At 66.8% G+C, this 16,586-nt stretch carries 9 protein-coding genes; 6 read left to right on the top strand and 3 right to left on the bottom strand.

The genetic code is table 11. The annotated features are described in order from the left end of the window. Positions 1 to 9 precede the first annotated feature (9 nt). The gene (locus L0962_RS07840) at positions 10 to 984 is read left to right on the top strand and encodes a hypothetical protein (protein ID WP_234085800.1); all 975 of its coding nucleotides are present in this window, start codon (positions 10 to 12) and stop codon (positions 982 to 984) included. Between the two features lie 174 nt (positions 985 to 1,158). Here the strand turns inward: L0962_RS07840 and L0962_RS07845 are convergent, their stop codons facing one another. Beyond that, positions 1,159 to 2,478: an MFS transporter gene (locus L0962_RS07845; protein ID WP_234085801.1), complete on the bottom strand. Its 1,320-nt coding sequence runs from the start codon at positions 2,476 to 2,478 to the stop codon at positions 1,159 to 1,161. A 141-nt stretch (positions 2,479 to 2,619) separates the two neighbouring features. Between L0962_RS07845 and L0962_RS07850 the strand changes: the two genes are divergently transcribed. From L0962_RS07850 to pbpC, 3 genes are all read left to right on the top strand, one after another. Continuing rightward, positions 2,620 to 3,183 carry a DUF4124 domain-containing protein gene (locus L0962_RS07850; RefSeq protein ID WP_234085802.1) on the top strand — a complete coding sequence of 188 codons (564 nt, stop codon included), beginning with the start codon at positions 2,620 to 2,622 and terminating at the stop codon, positions 3,181 to 3,183. 76 nt (positions 3,184 to 3,259) lie between these two features. Then, on the top strand, positions 3,260 to 8,944 hold the full coding sequence (locus L0962_RS07855) for an alpha-2-macroglobulin (RefSeq protein WP_234085803.1): 5,685 nt from the start codon (positions 3,260 to 3,262) through the stop codon (positions 8,942 to 8,944). Continuing rightward, complete coding sequence (pbpC, locus tag L0962_RS07860) at positions 8,941 to 11,430, top strand: penicillin-binding protein 1C (RefSeq protein WP_234085804.1); 2,490 nt, start codon at positions 8,941 to 8,943, stop codon at positions 11,428 to 11,430. Before L0962_RS07855 ends, pbpC begins: the two co-directional genes overlap by 4 nt. A gap of 43 nt (positions 11,431 to 11,473) precedes the next feature. On the opposite strand, the gene L0962_RS07865 is transcribed toward pbpC, so the two are convergent. Continuing rightward, on the bottom strand, positions 11,474 to 11,989 hold the full coding sequence (locus tag L0962_RS07865) for a YfiR family protein (protein WP_234085805.1): 516 nt from the start codon (positions 11,987 to 11,989) through the stop codon (positions 11,474 to 11,476). Between the two features lie 6 nt (positions 11,990 to 11,995). Continuing rightward, positions 11,996 to 13,960: a TonB-dependent siderophore receptor gene (locus tag L0962_RS07870; RefSeq protein WP_234085807.1), complete on the bottom strand. Its 1,965-nt coding sequence runs from the start codon at positions 13,958 to 13,960 to the stop codon at positions 11,996 to 11,998. Between the two features lie 96 nt (positions 13,961 to 14,056). Here L0962_RS07870 and L0962_RS07875 point away from each other — a divergent pair, with 96 nt between their 5' ends. Together L0962_RS07875 and L0962_RS07880 are read left to right on the top strand one after the other, a co-directional pair. Next, on the top strand, positions 14,057 to 15,709 hold the full coding sequence (locus tag L0962_RS07875) for a CorA family divalent cation transporter (RefSeq protein WP_234085808.1): 1,653 nt from the start codon (positions 14,057 to 14,059) through the stop codon (positions 15,707 to 15,709). Between the two features lie 79 nt (positions 15,710 to 15,788). Beyond that, positions 15,789 to 16,580, top strand: a complete 792-nt coding sequence (locus L0962_RS07880) for a transporter substrate-binding domain-containing protein (protein ID WP_234085809.1) — start codon at positions 15,789 to 15,791, stop codon at positions 16,578 to 16,580. The last annotated feature ends 6 nt before the right edge of the window (positions 16,581 to 16,586 follow it).

Raw genomic sequence — 16,586 nt, forward strand, 5'->3', positions numbered from 1 at the left:
GTCTTCAAAATGGAACAAAAGGAAAGTCGTGTATCGGCATCAGTGTTCACTGCTGCCTGCGTCTTGCTGTCTGCCAGCACTGCCGTGATGGCCGCAAAGCCGCAGCAGAAGGTTTGTTATACCGGCGGCTGGGTTGTCTGTGACAGCGACAAGCGAGTCAATTACTACACCGAGGTGGGACAGATTCCACTGAATCCCGAATGGCCTTATTCCAGCGCAGAAAAAGTGCAGTCCCACGATCCCGATGTCCCCTTTGCTTTCTACAAGATTCCCGATGACGTCCGGGAATCCCTCGCCCCCGCAATTCTGGCAGCCATCAAGAAAGGAACTCCGGACCCCTATAACAAATTGACGCAGGGCAATGTCAACACCGAATGCTATGAGACCAGGGACGGCGCCGAGGCCAACCGGGCACGACGCATCAGCAACCATCTGAATTACTACCGCGGGAATGAGCGCCGGAATTATTGCAGTGGAAATAATGGCGCCGAGGCCAATGAAGTGGCCGGGGCGTGGGAACGGGACCCCAGCATGCCCAAAGAAATGATGGTCGCCACGACGGTACAGGAAAAACCCAAGTTGACGGCGGATGGTAACAAAACCGCTAAAAAGTCAGCGCCCCAGTCGACGGCCGCGAAGCACCCCAATGGGGACGACCGGACGCCATCCGTTGCAGTACTCAGCAAGCAGGAGGAGCGTGTACCGGCGATGCCGACGCGAACGGAACCCGATGCCATGTATGCGCCGTCCAAAGACTATGCGAATTTCCAAAGCTATGCCTCCGAGGCCGCCGCAAGAAATCTGGCGCAGCAGTACATCGACCAGGGCAAAGTCAAGCCTTACGGCCCCGTGACGTGCAATAAGAAGGAGAGCCCGACCGGGGCCTACGGCAAATACCTGTATACATGCAGCGTGCGCGACACCCCGGAAGCCGCCCCCGTGAAACCCGCCGGTTCCGCCAAGGGCCTCAGTGTTACGAAATAGCGGAGGCCATGCACGAACCGCGAAGGTCATGGTCGGACTGATACGCTGGCAGGCCTTCGCCGCTGCTGCGGCCTGTGCCTTGCTGCCGTGAAGGCCGTGCAACTCGAGCGGATCGAATCACCCAAACTACCGGCATAGCGGCCGGCCGAAAACCCTGTCCGTGCAGAAAGCCGCTCAGCCCGGCCGCGCCGCCGCCCCGCGCCGGCCATGCACGGCCAGCGGATGGGCGGCCAGCAGGATGCCGAGCAGCGCGGTGGCGGCGACGTAATAGGCCGGCGCCAGCACGTCGCGCTGCAGCCAGAGTTGGGTCAGCACCGGCGTCAGGCCGCCGAACAATGCATAGGCCAGGTTGTAGGAAAAGCTCAGCCCCGAGAAACGGATGGCCGGCGGGAAAGCGCGCACGGCCAGGATCGGCGTCAGCACGATGGCGCCGCAGAACAGGCCGATCACCGCGTAGCGCAGCATCAGCGCCTCGCGCCCGATGCCGGGCAGCCCGGTGTAGAACCAGCCGGCGGCGACGGCCAGGCCACCGAGGCCGATCCACGCCGTGGCGCGCGCGCCGATGCGGTCGAACAGCCAGCCGAACAGCACGCAGCCGACGCTCAGCGCGAAGGTGCCGACGCTGTTGGCCTCCAGTGCGCTCGACGCGGCGATACCGTGGATTTTCTGCAGCAGCGTCGGCGTCATCAGGATCAGCACGACCACCGTGGTGGACAGCGTCCAGGTCAGGCCGGCGGTCATCAGGCAGGCGGTCCGGTGTTCGCGGAGCACGGTGCGGACCGGCAACTCGTCGGCGATCTGGCGCTGCTCGCGAAGCTCCCGGAAAACCGGGGTTTCGTCGAGAAAGCGCCGCAGATAGACCGAGATGAAACCGAACACGCCGCCCAGCAGGAAAGGAATGCGCCAGGCAAAATCGCTGACTTCTTCCGGGCTGTAGGCGCGGTTGATGAATATGGCCATGAACGAGCCGAGCAGGATGCCGCCGGTGATGCCGGCCGTCAGCACGCCGATGCCGAAACCGTAGCGGCCGCGCGGCACGTGCTCGGCGACGAAAACCCAGGCCCCCGGCATTTCGCCGCCGATCGCCGCCCCCTGAAGCATGCGCATCAACAGCAGCAACAGCGGCGCGGCGATGCCAATGCTGGCGTAGGTCGGCAAAATGCCGATCACGAAGGTGGGCAGCGACATCAGGAAAACCGACAGCGCGAACATCTTTTTGCGCCCCAGACGGTCGCCGAAATGGGCAATGACGATGCCGCCGACCGGCCGCGCCAGATAACCGGCGGCGAAGATGCCCAGCGTCTGCAATTGCGACATCCATTCCGGCATGCCGGGCGGAAAGAACAGATGGCTGATGGTCACCGTGAAGAACACGAAGATCACGAAATCGTAGAACTCCAGCGTCCCACCGAGAGCGGACAGGCCGAGCGTCTTGTAATCCTCGCGGTTGAGCGGGCGGGGTGCCGGGCCGGGGTGCATCGGGATGGCGGTCATCGGAATCCAGGAAAAACAGGCGGCTGTCCGCCGGGAGGGCGCATTTTACCGAGCCCTCCGCCTGCTGTCCCGATCGCCGGGGCAATTGGCGCGCCCCCGCCCCCGTTTTGCACGAAACCGACTTTACGTTATAACTGGGACATGTTCCGTCTGTTCCCCCTGCTCCTCGTTCTCGTCGTTCCGGCCGCTTCGGCGCAGGTCTACAAGTGCCGCCTGCCGAACGGCCAGACCGAAATCACCAACAAGCCCTGCCAGGGCAGCGCCACCGTGGAAGTGCGGCCGGAAGAGAAGATTTCCGAAAGCGAACGACTGGCCACCGAACGCGAACTGGCGCGGGCCCGCGCCTTCATCGAGCAACGCGAGGCGCTGGCCGAAAGGGAAAGGGCCGCCGAATCCGCCCGGCAACGCCAGCTGGCCAGCGAGCGGCCGGTCGCCGAGGCACCGCGCATCTACACCGGCCAGGAAGACTGCCTGCGCGACATCGCCGCGCGCACCGAGGACGGCGACGAACGCCGCCGGCTGGAAGCGGAATGCCGCCGCCTGCCCACCGTACCGGTGACCACTTACGTCCCCTACCCGGTCGCCGTGCCGATGCATCGCCACCCGGCAGGCATCGAAACACCGCCGCCGACACCGCAACCGCGGCCGCCCAAGGTCGTCGAACCCAAGGTGCCGTCGATCGTTTTCGAGCCGATCAAGCGCTGATCGACGTCTGCCGCGCATGGCCGGGACGGCCTTGACGTGGCAATATGCCGGCATTCTCGGCAGTCCGGATTTCACCATGCAACACACCCGCTTCATCCTGCGTTCCGCCTTGTGCGCCCTGCTTTCCGCCAGCCTGCCGGCGTTCGCCGCCGGCGTCGCGCAATTCCAGCCGCAAGGCAAGGTCACCGACCAGACACGGGTGACCGTGCGCTTCACCGCCGACATGACGCGCCTCGGCGATACGACGGCCGCCGCGCCGTTTGCCGTCGATTGCGCAAAGATCGCCGGCGAGGGTCGCTGGATCGACGGCCGGACCTGGGCCTGGCAGATGAGCCGGGCGCTGCAGCCGGGCGAGCGCTGCATTTTCACGCTGCACGACGGGTCGACCGCGCTGAACGGCGACAAGCTCGACGGCAAGCGCCGCTTCGAATTCTTCGGCGCCGCGCCGCGGCCATGGCGCATCGAACCGTCGGCCAATTCGCGGATCGAGGAAGACGCCGCCTTCGCCATCGCGCCGGGCGCCGATCTCGATCCGGCCTCGCTGGAACAGAACCTGTGGTGCGAAGCCGATGGCGTCGGCCACCGCATCCCGGCCCGTCCGGTCGACCGCAAGATCCGCCAGGAAGTGCTGGAACACACCGGCTTCGCCGCCAACGCGCTGGTCGTCGCCTGCAGCGAGAAGCTGCCGGCCGGTGCCCGCGCCAAGCTGGTCTGGGGCGCCGGCATCCGTGCCGCCAACGGCACGCCGACCGAAAAGGCGGAAAGCTTCGTCTACAAGGTCCGCGAACCCTTCCGCGCAACGCTGTCCTGCGAACGCGAGAAGGCCGATGCGCCGTGTTCGCCGCTGTCGGCGATCACATTGCAGTTCAGCGCGCCGTTCGACGCGGCGCTTTTGGGCAAATTCCGCCTGTCGACCGCAGAAGGCCCGCGGGCACCGAGAAACCCGGCCGATAGCGAAGGCGCTTCGCGCGAAAAGCAGATCGACAGCCTGACCTTCCCCGGCCCCTTCCCGCAGAACGCCGACCTCAGGGTCGAACTGCCGGCCGCGCTGAAGGACGATGCCGGCCGCCCGCTGGCCAACGCCGCCAGCTTCCCGCTGACCGTCAAGACCGGCGCGCTGCCGCCGCTGGCCAAGTTTCCCGGCCGTTTCGGCATTCTCGAACTGAAGGAGGGCGGCCTGCTGCCGGTGACGCTGCGCAACGTCGAAGCGGCGTTGAAGACGGCCCGCCTGGCATTGCCCGGCAGCCACCGTTTCAGCGACCAGAAGCTGACCGAGGACGGCGACGTGATCGCCGCGATGCGCGCGCTGGAAAAGTTCGAATACCAGACGCGCGAAGTGACGCTGAAGATCGACGGCGAAAGCCGCCGCGTCACCGACCCCTACTACGCCCGCGAACTGTCCTTCCTGAACGGCCGCCCCGGCGTCGCCCGGCAGGAACTGCCGAAACCCGGCGGAACGGCGGAGTTCGAGGTGGTCGGCATCCCGCTCGCCCAGCCCGGCTACCACATCGTCGAAATCGAAAGCCGGCTGCTCGGCAACGCGCTGCTGGCGACGCCGAAGCCGATGTACGTGCGCAGCGCGGTGCTGGTCACCAACCTCGCCGTGCATCTGAAGACCGGCCGCGACAACGCGCTGGTCTGGGTCACCGCGCTCGATTCCGGCAAGCCGGTCGGCGGCGCCGAAGTGCGCGTCTCCGACTGCAACGGCCGTTCGCTGTGGCAGGGAAAAACCGACGCCCAGGGCCGGGCGGCGATCGACCAGCGGCTGGACAAGGCCAACTGCCGCGGCGACAACTTCCTGTTCGCCAGCGCCCGGCTGAACGGCGACTACAGTTTCGTCCGTTCGGACTGGAACGAAGGCATCGAGCCCTGGCGCTTCGGCGTGCAGACCTGGAGCGGCGGCAGCGATTTCCGCCTGCACACGGTACTCGACCGCAGCCTGTTCCGGCTCGGCCAGACGGTGTCGATGAAGCACCTGGCGCGCGAGCGCACGACGCGCGGCTTCGCCTTCCCCGACCCGGCACGGCTGCCCGGCAAGCTGGTCATCCGCCACCGCGAGAGCGGCGCCGAATTCACCCAGCCGCTGAGCTGGGACAAGCAGGCTTCTGCGGTCAACGACTGGAAAGTGCCGGAATCGGCCCGGCTCGGCAGCTACGACATCGTGCTCATCGGCCGCGACGGCGAATACTACAGCGGCGAATTCCGCGTCGCCGACTTCCGCCTGCCGGTGTTCACCGGCAGCGTGCAGGGCGTGCCCGGCCGCCAGGTGGCGCCGGCCCGCGTGCCGCTGGCGCTCGGCCTGTCCTTCCTGAACGGCGGCGCGGCGAAGCATGCCGACGTCCAGGTATCGGCCACGCTGCGCCCGCGCTGGCCGACCTGGCGCAACTACGAAAACTACAACTTCCAGATCGATTTCGACGACAGCGCCCGTGCCGCTTTCCAGGTCGATACCGGCCGCGAGGACGAAACGCTGGTGCTCGACAAGCAGCCGGTCAAGCTCGACGCGCAGGGCGCCGGCAAGCTGGAGGTCGCGCTGCCGGACAAGGTCAAGGGGCCGAGCGAGCTGTACGCCGAAATGCAGTTCGCCGATCCGAACGGCGAAATCCAGACGCTGCGCGGTCTGGTCGAACTGTGGCCGGCGGCGTTGACGGTCGGCATCAAGGTCGCCGACTGGGCGTCGGGCGAAGGCAGCAACCGGGTCGAAGTCGTCGTCCTCGACACCGCCGGCAAGCCGCTGGCCGGCCAGAAGGTGTCGGTCAAGGGCAAGCGGCGCATCGATTCCAGCCACCGCCGGCGCATCGTCGGCGGCTTCTACGCCTACGAAAACGACACCGAATACCAGGATCTCGGCGAGCTGTGCGCCGGCACCACCGACAGCCGCGGTCTGCTGCACTGCGAGCCGAAAACCCGCGGCAACGGCAGCATCTACCTGCTCGCCGAAACCCGCGACGCACAGGGCAATCCGGCCCGCGCCTCGGCCAGCTACTGGGTGAGCGGCGGCGGCGACCTGTGGTTCACCGCCGGCAACCAGGACCGCATCGACGTGATCCCCGAAAAGAAGGCCTACCAGCCCGGCGAAACCGCCCGCTTCCAGGTGCGCACGCCGTTCCGCGAGGCCAGCGCGCTGATCGCCGTCGAAGCCGCCGGCATTATCGAGACCTTCGTCCAGCCGCTGTCGCGCTTCAAGCCGACGGTCGACATTCCGGTGCGCGCCGAATGGGGGCCGAACGTCTTCGTTTCGGTGCTCGCCGTGCGCGGCCGGGTCGAGCCGTTGAACTGGGTTTCCTTCTTCCAGTGGGGCTGGCGCGAGCCGCTGGCCTGGTTCCGCGAATGGTGGAACCCGGACCAGCCGACGGCCATGGTCGACCTGGCCAAACCGGCCTGGCGCATGGGACTCGGCGAAATCGCCGTCGGCACCGAAGGCTTCGCGCTGAAGGTCGAGGTGAGCACCGACAAGACCGACTACCGGCCGCGCGAGGAAGCCACCGTCAAACTGCGCGTGACGACGCCGGACGGCAAGCCGGCGCCGGCCGGCAGCGAGGTCGCCTTCGCGGCGATCGACCAGGCGCTGCTCGAACTGCGGCCGAACGACAGCTGGCAGCTGCTCGACGCCTTCCTGCAGGCGCGCGGCTACGAAGTCGAAACCGCGACCGCGCAATCGCAGGTGATCGGCAAGCGCCACTTCGGCAAGAAAGCGCTGCCGCCGGGCGGCGGCGGCGGCCGGGCGCCGGCCCGCGAGCTGTTCGACACGCGCCTGCAATGGCTGCCGCGCGTCACGCTCGACGCCGACGGCCGGGCCACGCTGAAAGTGACGATGAACGACTCGCTGTCCGAATTCCGGCTGGTCGGCGTTGCCACGGCCGGCGCCGGGCTGTTCGGCACCGGCAGCGCCAGCGTGCGCACCAGGCAGGACCTGCAGATGATCTCCGGCCTGCCGCCGCTGGTCCGCGAAGGCGACAGCTATCAGGCGATGCTGACCCTGCGCAACGGCACGGCGAAGACCATGAAAGTCACGGTCGACGCGAAATCCGGCGATAAATCGCTGCCCTCCCGACAGATCGAACTGGCGCCGGAAAGCGCCGCCGAACTGCGCTGGGACGCCCAGGCGCCGGAAGGCGTCAACGGCCTGAGCTGGCAGTTCGACGCCAAAAGCGACGACGGCAAGGCGCGCGACAGCCTGCGCATCGAACAGCAGGTGGCGCCGGCGGTGCCGGTCACCGTGCAGCAGGCGAGCTTCCAGCGCGTCGACGGCAGCCTGAGCCTGCCCGTCGTGCAACCGGCCGGCGCGCTGTCCGGCAAGGGTGGGCTGGACGTTTCGCTGTCGCCGAAGATGGCCGTCGTACCGCCCGGCCTGCTGCGCTTCTTCAACGAATACCCGTTCGGCTGCCTGGAGCAGAAGGCGTCGATCGCCGTCGGCCTGCACGACGACAAGCGCTGGCGCGAGGTCACCGACGCCCTGCCCGGTCTGCTCGACGAGCGCGGCCTGGCCCGCTATTTCCCGAGCGGCGGCCCGGGCAGCGCGACGCTGACCGCCTACCTGCTCGACATCGCCGATGCCGCCGGCTTCGCGCTGCCCGAGGACAGCCGCCAGCGCATGCTGCGCGGCCTCAACGGCTACGTCGAAGGCCGTTACGCGCAGGACGACTGGGCACCGGGCGACGCCCGGCTCTACCGCCGGATCAATGCGCTCGCCGCGCTGGCCCGCGCCGGCCAGCAGCCGACCCGCGCCGCCGCTGCGCTCGACATTGACCCGCTGCGTCTGCCGACCGCCGCCCTGATCGACTGGGTGCAGATCGCGCAACGCCTGTCCGACCTGCCGCAACGCGACAAGAAGCTCGCCGAAGCCCGCCAGGAACTGCGCAACCGCTTGTCCTATGCCGGCTCGCGGCTGGTGTTCACCAGCGAACGCGACGACTACTGGTGGTGGATGATGCTCAACGCCGACGCCAACGCCTTCCGGCTGATCGACGCGGTGCTCGATGCGCCAGACTGGCAGGACGACCTGCCGCGCCTGATGCAGGGCGCGCTCGAACGCCAGGTGCGCGGCCGCTGGCTGACCACCACCGCCAACGCCTGGGCGCGCGTCGCCATCGACCGCTTCGCCCGCAAGTTCGAGCGCACGCCGGTCGCCGGCAAGACACTCGCCACGCTGGCCGGCGCCCAGGCCGAAACCGACTGGAAGACGGCCGGCGAAGCGCCGCCGACGCTGCACCTGCCGTGGCCGGCCAAACCGGCCAGGGACGACGCGCTGACGCTGCGCCACGACGGCAGCGGCAAACCGTGGGCCAACATCCAGGTACTGGCGGCGATTCCCGACGGCCCGGCACGCGCCGCCGGCTACCGCGTCGTCCGCGAAGTCCGGCCGCTCGAGGAAAAGACACCGGGCAAGGTCAGCCGCGGCGACCTCTGGCGCGTCAAGCTGAGCATCGACGCCGAGATGGACATGAGCTGGGTCGCCGTCAGCGATCCGATCCCGGCCGGCGGGCGCATCCTCGGCGACGGCGACGGCCGCGACTCGGCCATCGCCACCCGCGAGGAGAATCGCAGCGGCCACGGCTGGCAACCGACCTGGGTCGAACGCAGCTTTGCCGCCTGGCGCGGCTACTACGCCTACCTGCCGAAGGGCCGCACCACCGTCGAATACACGCTGCGCCTGAACAACGCCGGCCGCTTCGCGCTGCCGCCGACACGCGTCGAAGCGCTGTATGCACCGGACGTGTTCGGCGAAACGCCCAACGGCAAACTGACGGTCGGCGAATGACGGTTGCGGTCGACGGCGGAAAAACCGCAATTTTCGCGGTCGACCGTGGAAACGGCGGGAAAACCGCCGCGCTTGCGGTCAACCGCGACGCTTCGGCAAAAACCGCCAACCCGCCGCTGCCGCACCGGGCCGCCGACGGGAAAGCGGCGGTTTCCACGGTCGACCGCCAGCAGCAAGGATTTTTGCCGCCCCCGCGGCCGCCCCGCCCGGCGCATTCACCACCTTACCGAAACGCCGCCGCGCGCCCGGCGCTGCCGGCCACCTTCCGGCGCATCACCCGCGCGCTGGCCGCGGCCGTCTGCTGCTATGCCCTGCTCGCCCCGGCCGCCGAGGCGTTGGCCTTGCCCGAATTCGCCGAACTGCGCGCCGCCTGGCAGCCGTCCGACGCGCAACTGCTCGACCGCGACGGCCGGCCGCTGCACACGCTGCGCGTCGATCCGACGGTACGCCGACTGGCCTGGACGCCGCTCGCCGACATCTCGCCGGCACTGGTCAGGGCCGTCGTGCTGTCCGAAGACAAGCGCTTCTTCGAACACGGCGGCGTGGACTGGCTGGCCGCCGGCAAGGCGGCGTGGAACAACCTGCGTGGCCGGCCGACGCGCGGCGCCAGCACGCTGAGCATGCAACTCGCCGGCCTGCTCGACGAAGACGAGCAACGGCGCGGTCGACGCAGCATTTTCGGCAAAATCACCCAGTCGACCGTGGCCCTGCGCCTGGAAAACCGATGGACCAAGGGCCAGATCGTCGAGGCCTATCTCAACCTGGTGCCCTTCCGCGGGGAACTGCAGGGCGTCGCGGCGATGAGCCGGCAGCTGTTCGGCAAATGGCCGGCCGGCCTCGACGAGCGCGAATCGGCGATCGCCGCCGTCCTGCTGCGGGCGCCGAACGCCCGGCCGGAACAGGTCGCCCGCCGCGCCTGCCAGTTGCTGACCGAACAGGACCGCGCCGGCGAATGCCAGGGCCTCGAAGGCTTCGTGCTGCAGACACTGGGCGGCGGCCAGCGGCCGCCGACGCTGGGCGAACGCGACGGCGGCACAGCGCCGCAACTGGCCGGCCACCTGGCGCGCAAGCTGCTGGACGCCGGCAGCGGCGACCGGCGCTCGACGCTGGACGGCGAACTGCAACGCTTCGCCGCGACCTCGCTGCGCCAGCACCTGGCGGCCTTGCGCCACCGCCAGGTCGGCGACGGCGCGGTGCTGGTCGTCGACAACGCCAGCGGCGACGTGCTGGCCTGGGTCGGCTCGAGCGGCGACCTGTCGGAAGCGCCCGAGGTCGATGGCGTCACCGCGCTGCGCCAGGCCGGCTCGACGCTGAAACCGCTGCTCTACGCGCAGGCCTTCGAAGCCCGCCAGCTGACGCCGGCCTCGCTGATCGAGGACGCGCCGCTGGCGCTCGACACCGGCAACGGCCTGTACGCGCCGCAGAACTACGAGCCGAACTACCGTGGCTGGGTGTCGGCACGCATGGCGCTCGGCGGCTCGCTCAATGTGCCGGCGGTGAAGACGCTGGTCCGCCTGGGTCCTGACACCTTTCACGCGCGGCTGAAGAAAAACGGTTTCGCCAGCCTGACGCAGGACGGCGACTGGTACGGCTACAGCCTGGCGCTGGGCTCGGCCGACGTATCGCTGGCCATGCTGGCCAATGCCTACCGCACGCTGGCCAACGGCGGCCGCTGGACGCCGCTGCGCGTGCGTGCCGACGGCCAGCCGCCGAACTGCGCGCAAGCCGGCTGCGACGGCCTGTTCGGCGGCGCGCCGCGCGCCGTCTATCCGCCGGCGGTCAGTTTCATGATCGGCGACATCCTGGCCGACGCCAGCGCCCGCGCCGGCACCTTCGGTCTCGAATCCTGGCTCGCCACGCCCTACTGGGCGGCGGTCAAGACCGGCACCAGCAAGGACATGCGCGACAACTGGTGCATCGGCTTCTCGCGCCGCTACACGGTCGCCGTCTGGGTCGGCAACGCCGGCGGCGAGCCGATGCGCGACGTCTCCGGCATCAGCGGCGCGGCGCCGGTCTGGCGCGAGGTGATGGACTGGCTGCAGCGTGGCGATCCGCAGCATGGCCGGCCGGCCGTGCGCAGCCGGCCGCCGTCCGCGCCGGCCGGCGTCGTGCGCACGACAATCCGTTTCGAACCGGCGCTCGAGCCGCCACGCAGCGAATGGTTCCTGGCCGGCACCCAGCTGAACGTCATCCGCCGCGCCGGCGGCGAAGCGCTGGCGCGCATCGCCTATCCGGCCGACGGCAGCGTGATCGCCCTCGACCCGGACATCCCGCCGCCCTTGCAGCGCCTGCCGCTGCGCCTGTCGGCAGCGGCAGGCAAAGGCTGGCAATGGCAACTCGACGGCCGCCCGCTCGGCCGCGCCGACCGCCCGCAACGCTGGCTGCCGCAACCGGGAAAGCACCGGCTGGAACTGCTCGACGCCAACCGGAAGACGCTCGATGCGGTCGCCTTCGAGGTACGCGCGCTGCGCGGCAAGGCGCGTTGATGCGGTCAACGGCAGAAAACCGGAAAAAACGCCTCGGACTAGCTCACTTGCGCACGTTGCGCGCCAGACGGACCAGGGTTTCCTGCGGTTTCAGACCGGCCCGCTGAAAAGCCGCCAGGTTGAGATCGAACACCAGGCGCGCGCCTTCCAGGCGCGCGCCTTCCAGGCGCAACACCACGCCCACTTCGGCCTCGCTGCCCGCTTCGCCGACCGTCAACACCGGCAATTCGCCCAACTCGCTCTGAATACGGCGCAGATTCGCATGCTGCTTGCCTGGCAGATAAAGCACTTGGCACTGACGGATGGCGACCAGCGAGGTCAGACGCGCGACCACCACGCGCATGCCGTTGATCTTCTTGCTCTCCAGGCGGCTCAGCGCATTGCCGAGTTCATCGTCGCCCAGCACGCAGAAATTGAAATTGGCGCGCCCCCAGAACGGCCATTCGGTATAACTGGCGAAGTTGTACAGATAGATCGCCTTCATGTCGTACTCGGACACCGGCTCCGCCCTCAGATTCAGGGCGAGACAGCAGGCGAGGAGAACGAACAGGCGGCGCATGGCGTATCAGAGATCCAGCGACAGTTGCAGCCAGTAGGTCCGGCCATCCATGCGCAACACATCCTTGCCGGTCCCCGGATCCCACGTGAAAGGCGAGACCGCGTCGTAGTCGCGGCCAAACAGGTTGCGGATGCTGAACACGGCCGACAGGCCGTGCCACTTGCGCTCGCCGGAGAAGGTCAGGTTGGTCAGCGTATAGCTGCCCAGCGGCCGTCGCTCCAGCGTCAGCCGCGGGCCGACATACTGCACCTCGAGACCGCCACGCACGGCCGGCAGGCCGGGCAGCAAGGCGGTCAGGTTGAGCTTGCCGAGCCAGTCCGGAGAATTCGCCAGATCCTGGCCGGCGGTATCGCGCGCCTTCTGCCAGGCGGCACTGCTGCGCAATCGCGTGCCGTTGTGCCAGTTGTGTTCGTATTCCAGTTCGGCGCCGTGCGTCCGGGCGCTTCCCCAGGTCATCTCGGAGACATAGACGTCCTTCTGCTGGTAACGGTAGAGCGATGCGGTCAACCGGCCATTCGGCGAATATTCGTGACGCAGCGTGAGTTCGGTCGCCTCGACGTATTCCGGGCGAGCCTGGTTGCCGTCGCGCCAGCGTTCATTGGCGTTCGGCATGCGGAAAGCCTCGCTGTACGAGGCTTTCCAGACGGTCATCGGCGACTGCCTGAAAATCGCCGCCAGCCGAGGACTCCAGTTGCCGGAAAGATCGCTCGCGTCGTCATAACGCACGCCGATATTGAGCGACCAATCTTCATTGACCCGGAATTCGTCGGTCAGATAGACGCTCGCCGTGCGCCGTTCGAACGATTGCGTGTGCTTCGGCGAAACACCGCCCACCGGCAGCAGATAACGGGTTTCGAAAAGCTGCCTGGCATCGTCCTTGAACTCGAAGCCCAGCAACACCGCGTGGCGCTCGAACCAGTGCCCGACGAATTTCTGGTCAAGCCCCCACCAGCGCGCACTGTGCTCGCGGTTGCCGATGTCACCGTCGGTGAAGGCTCGTTGGTCGCTGTAGGCATAGTGACCGAAATACAAACTGGACGAGGTGCTCAGGCTGAGTCCGAGATCGGTTTCGTAACGGGCGTTCAGGAAGGCGTTTTCGTCTTCGTTGATGAACGGCTGATTGAACGACATCAGTTCGCGCATCGGCACCGGCACCGCCTTGCGCCGCTGCGCGTAGGCGCCTTCGATGGTCCAGCCCTCGAAGGAAAACTTGCCGAAAATTCGCTTGTTGCGCTCGCTATCCTGATCCTGGGCGATGCCGCGGTTGTTGGCCGGCGTGTCGTAGGCCGGAAAGTAGAGATCCTGGCCGGCCGATGCCAGCACCGACGCCGACAGCAGCAGGTCGGCGCCGTTGTCGAAGCGCCGTCCGACGGTCACCCGCTGCTTGCGTCCGCCATGACTGGCGAACTCCGTCGCCAGCTGGGTACTGCCGACATCGCTGCCGCGACGGGTGACGATGTTGATGATGCCGAGCATGGCATTGTTGCCATAGGTCACCGATCCCGTCCCCGGCACATATTCCACCCGCTCGACCAGTTCCAGATCGAGCAGGCCGGATTCGTCGATATAGGCCTGATTGAACAGGCTGTCCTGGGTCGGATAGCCGTCGATCAGCACCATGATCCGGCCGGCGTAGTCACCCGGCACGCCAAACCCGCGGCCGCCCATGTACTGGTAGCGGCGGTCGTAGGTCGTGTACAGGCCCCGCATGCTGTTGATGACGTCGGCCAGCGTGCGATAACCGTAGGCGCGGATATCGTCGGCAGTGACGATGGCCACCGCCGACGGCGACTGGCTGATCTGCCGGGCCAGCGTGGATGCCGGCACCACCTCGCGTTGCAGCAGTTGCTCGAAAGGCAGGTTGCTCAGCGCGCTGTCATCGCTGGCCCACAGCGATGACGACAGCGCGGCCCATGCCAGGAAGGTGAGACAGGATGGCGCAAAGGCGCGCATGATCGAAAATGTTGTCATGAAAGTGTCGACCGCCGAGATTAGCATGGCACAGGCCGCTTTGGCTGTCCGAAAGCCTGCTTTAGACTGCAGGCATCCGTCGTCGAATTGCCCGCCATGAACGAAGTGCACACCGTCCGTCTGTTCCACGCCAGCCTGGTCTGGCCACTGCAGCTCGAACCGCTGTCGGCCAATATCGATGACAGTCGACACTGGGAGCGCTTCGAGGCGATGCAGACCGAACATCCCTGGCGACGCATTGACGATGAATTCACCGAGGATCCGGCACAATTCGCCGAGCGGCATTACCGTGAGTTCGTTTCCTTTCTGCCCTATGTGCAGCGCTTCCTTTACGGCGAGGGCCGCTCCCGTCGCCGCGATCCGGGCGATCCCCCCGGTGCCTCGCCGATCCACGTTTTCCGGCGCAAGGACATTGCCGCGCTGCGCCTGACGCTGCGCGACGGACAGCCCCCTGTCGTGCTGGAAATCGCCCACATCGATCTCTATTTCTTCCACGATCTCGACCTGGTCCAGCTCAATGTCGAAGTACGCGCCCGCGACCTGCCGCTGGACACCGTGCGTGAATTGCTGTTCCGCTTCGGCCGCGCCTATCCGTCCGGCTGGGAGGAAAGCGGCGAAGGCCTGCACAACGTCAGCCTAGCCGAATGGCTGGATGCCGCCGGCCATGTCGTCGCCCGCTCCGACACGCAGCGCCGCGAAAAATACCTGCGCTACGTCTGCGAACATCGCAGCCCCTGCATTTCGGAACACTGGGCCGGCCTGCTGCGCCCGCTGGTGCTGGCGCATGCCGACGAGCCCGGCGAGTTGCGCTACCGGCTGATCGAATACCAGCGCATGCCGCTCACCGCCTATCTTGCGGTCGACCGGCCGCGCGAACTGAATCGCGAACAATGGGTGCGCATCGGCCTGGCCACCACGCTCCATCCGGGCGAAGCCCTGCCGATCAACGATCCGGCGGTGATCGAATTCGAAAAGCGTTATTGCCAGGATCGCTACTGGTCGGACAGCACCCAGGGACCGAACACCCGCTTCATGTGCACCGGCAATGCGCTGACCGTGGTCGGTGATGCCGCTTCACCGTTTTTCATCGATGGCGAACGCGGCCTGCTGGCCCAGTTCCGTCACCAGTACTTCATCGTCTTCCTGATTGCCCACCTGCATCGCGCCGCCCTGCTCGTTTTTTCGGAAACGCTGGTCGATGCGGTCAACGACCTCGAGATTCGCGACGAGAACTCGGTCCGCCGTTTCAAACGCCGGATTCGGGCCAATTTCGAGACCTTCCTGCGGTTCACCCACCGCTACTGGTTTCATGAACTGTCGGAACGCGTGCACATCCAGGCCATCTATCGCCTGTGTTCCAACCATCTGCACAACGACGAAATCTACGCCGACGTCCGCGACGAAATCCGCGAGATGAGCAATTATCTCGACAGCGATGCTCAGCGCCGCCAGTCGAACACGGTGGTCAGGCTCACGGTGATCACCATTCTCGGCCTGATCGCCACGGTGACCACCGGCTATTTCGGCATGAACATCATTGCCTTCGGCGAAGGCTCGGTCACCGAACGCGTGATCCACGGCAGCGTCGCCAGCATCGCGTTCGTACTGCTGGTGTTCTTTGCAGTTGCCCGCTCCCGGCAGCTGTCGGATTTCCTCGAAGCGCTGGCCGACGGAAAATCCACGCTGCGTAGCCGCCTGCGGATGCTGCTCAACGTCTTTCGCCGCCACGAAGAGCCTCCGCCCCGCTAGCAGGCAACACCGGCGGGCATGACGGGTGACTGCTTTCGGCGTAGACTGAAGGCATATCTTCAAAAACCGCGTGCCCGCCGTGAAACGTTTCGCGACCTGCCTGACCCTGCTGTTCGTCCTGCTCGGCAACGCCCACGCCAGAACGGAGGAAGGACGCCTGCAGAAAATCGCCCAGACGGGTGTCCTGCGCGTCTGCATCTGGCCGGATTACTATGGCATTTCCTGGCGCAATCCGAAAACCCAGCAACTGTTCGGCATCGACATCGACAACGCCAGACTGCTCGCCCGGGAACTCGGCGTCCGTCCGCAATTCATCAACAGTTCCTTCGCCAGCGTGATCGACGACCTGTTGCAGGACCGCTGCGATATCGCCATGTTTGCCATCGGCATCACCCCGGCCCGCCAGGAACACATCCGGTTCTCCAGCCCCTATCTGAGCAGCGACATCTACGCGATCACCACGCGCACCAACCGGCGCATCCAGTCCTGGCAGGATATCGACCGCCCCGGGACGGTGGTTGCCGTCGCCCGCGGCACCATACACGAGGGGATCATGCGCGAAAGACTCAAGTCCGCGGAACTGCATGTCCTGGATACCCCGCATGCCCGCGAATACGAAGTCCAGAGCGGCCGGGCCGACGTTTTCATGACCGACTATCCGTACAGCCGGCGAATGCTGGACAACAGCGACTGGGCCCGTCTCGTCTATCCGCCGCAGCGCTTTCACCCGACCCCCTATGCCTGGGCGATGGCACCGGGCGACGACGCCTTCCACCGCGAAATCGAACGCTTCCTGCAACGCATCAAGCTGAACGGCCAGTTGATGGAAAACGCCGTCCGGCATCGTCTCGAAACCATCGTCGTCCGCTGAGGCATA

The organism is Azonexus sp. R2A61, assembly GCF_021401135.1.
In the GTDB taxonomy this organism is placed as follows: Bacteria; Pseudomonadota; Gammaproteobacteria; order Burkholderiales; family Rhodocyclaceae; genus Azonexus.

Bases quoted from the DNA above. Each gene is read 5' to 3' on its own strand.
- L0962_RS07840 (WP_234085800.1), top strand. From the start codon at position 10: ATGGAACAAAAGGAAAGTCGTGTATCGGCATCAGTGTTCACTGCTGCC.
- L0962_RS07845 (WP_234085801.1), bottom strand. From the start codon at position 2,478: ATGACCGCCATCCCGATGCACCCCGGCCCGGCACCCCGCCCGCTCAAC.
- L0962_RS07850 (WP_234085802.1), top strand. From the start codon at position 2,620: ATGTTCCGTCTGTTCCCCCTGCTCCTCGTTCTCGTCGTTCCGGCCGCT.
- L0962_RS07855 (WP_234085803.1), top strand. From the start codon at position 3,260: ATGCAACACACCCGCTTCATCCTGCGTTCCGCCTTGTGCGCCCTGCTT.
- pbpC (WP_234085804.1), top strand. From the start codon at position 8,941: ATGACGGTTGCGGTCGACGGCGGAAAAACCGCAATTTTCGCGGTCGAC.
- L0962_RS07865 (WP_234085805.1), bottom strand. From the start codon at position 11,989: ATGCGCCGCCTGTTCGTTCTCCTCGCCTGCTGTCTCGCCCTGAATCTG.
- L0962_RS07870 (WP_234085807.1), bottom strand. From the start codon at position 13,960: ATGACAACATTTTCGATCATGCGCGCCTTTGCGCCATCCTGTCTCACC.
- L0962_RS07875 (WP_234085808.1), top strand. From the start codon at position 14,057: ATGAACGAAGTGCACACCGTCCGTCTGTTCCACGCCAGCCTGGTCTGG.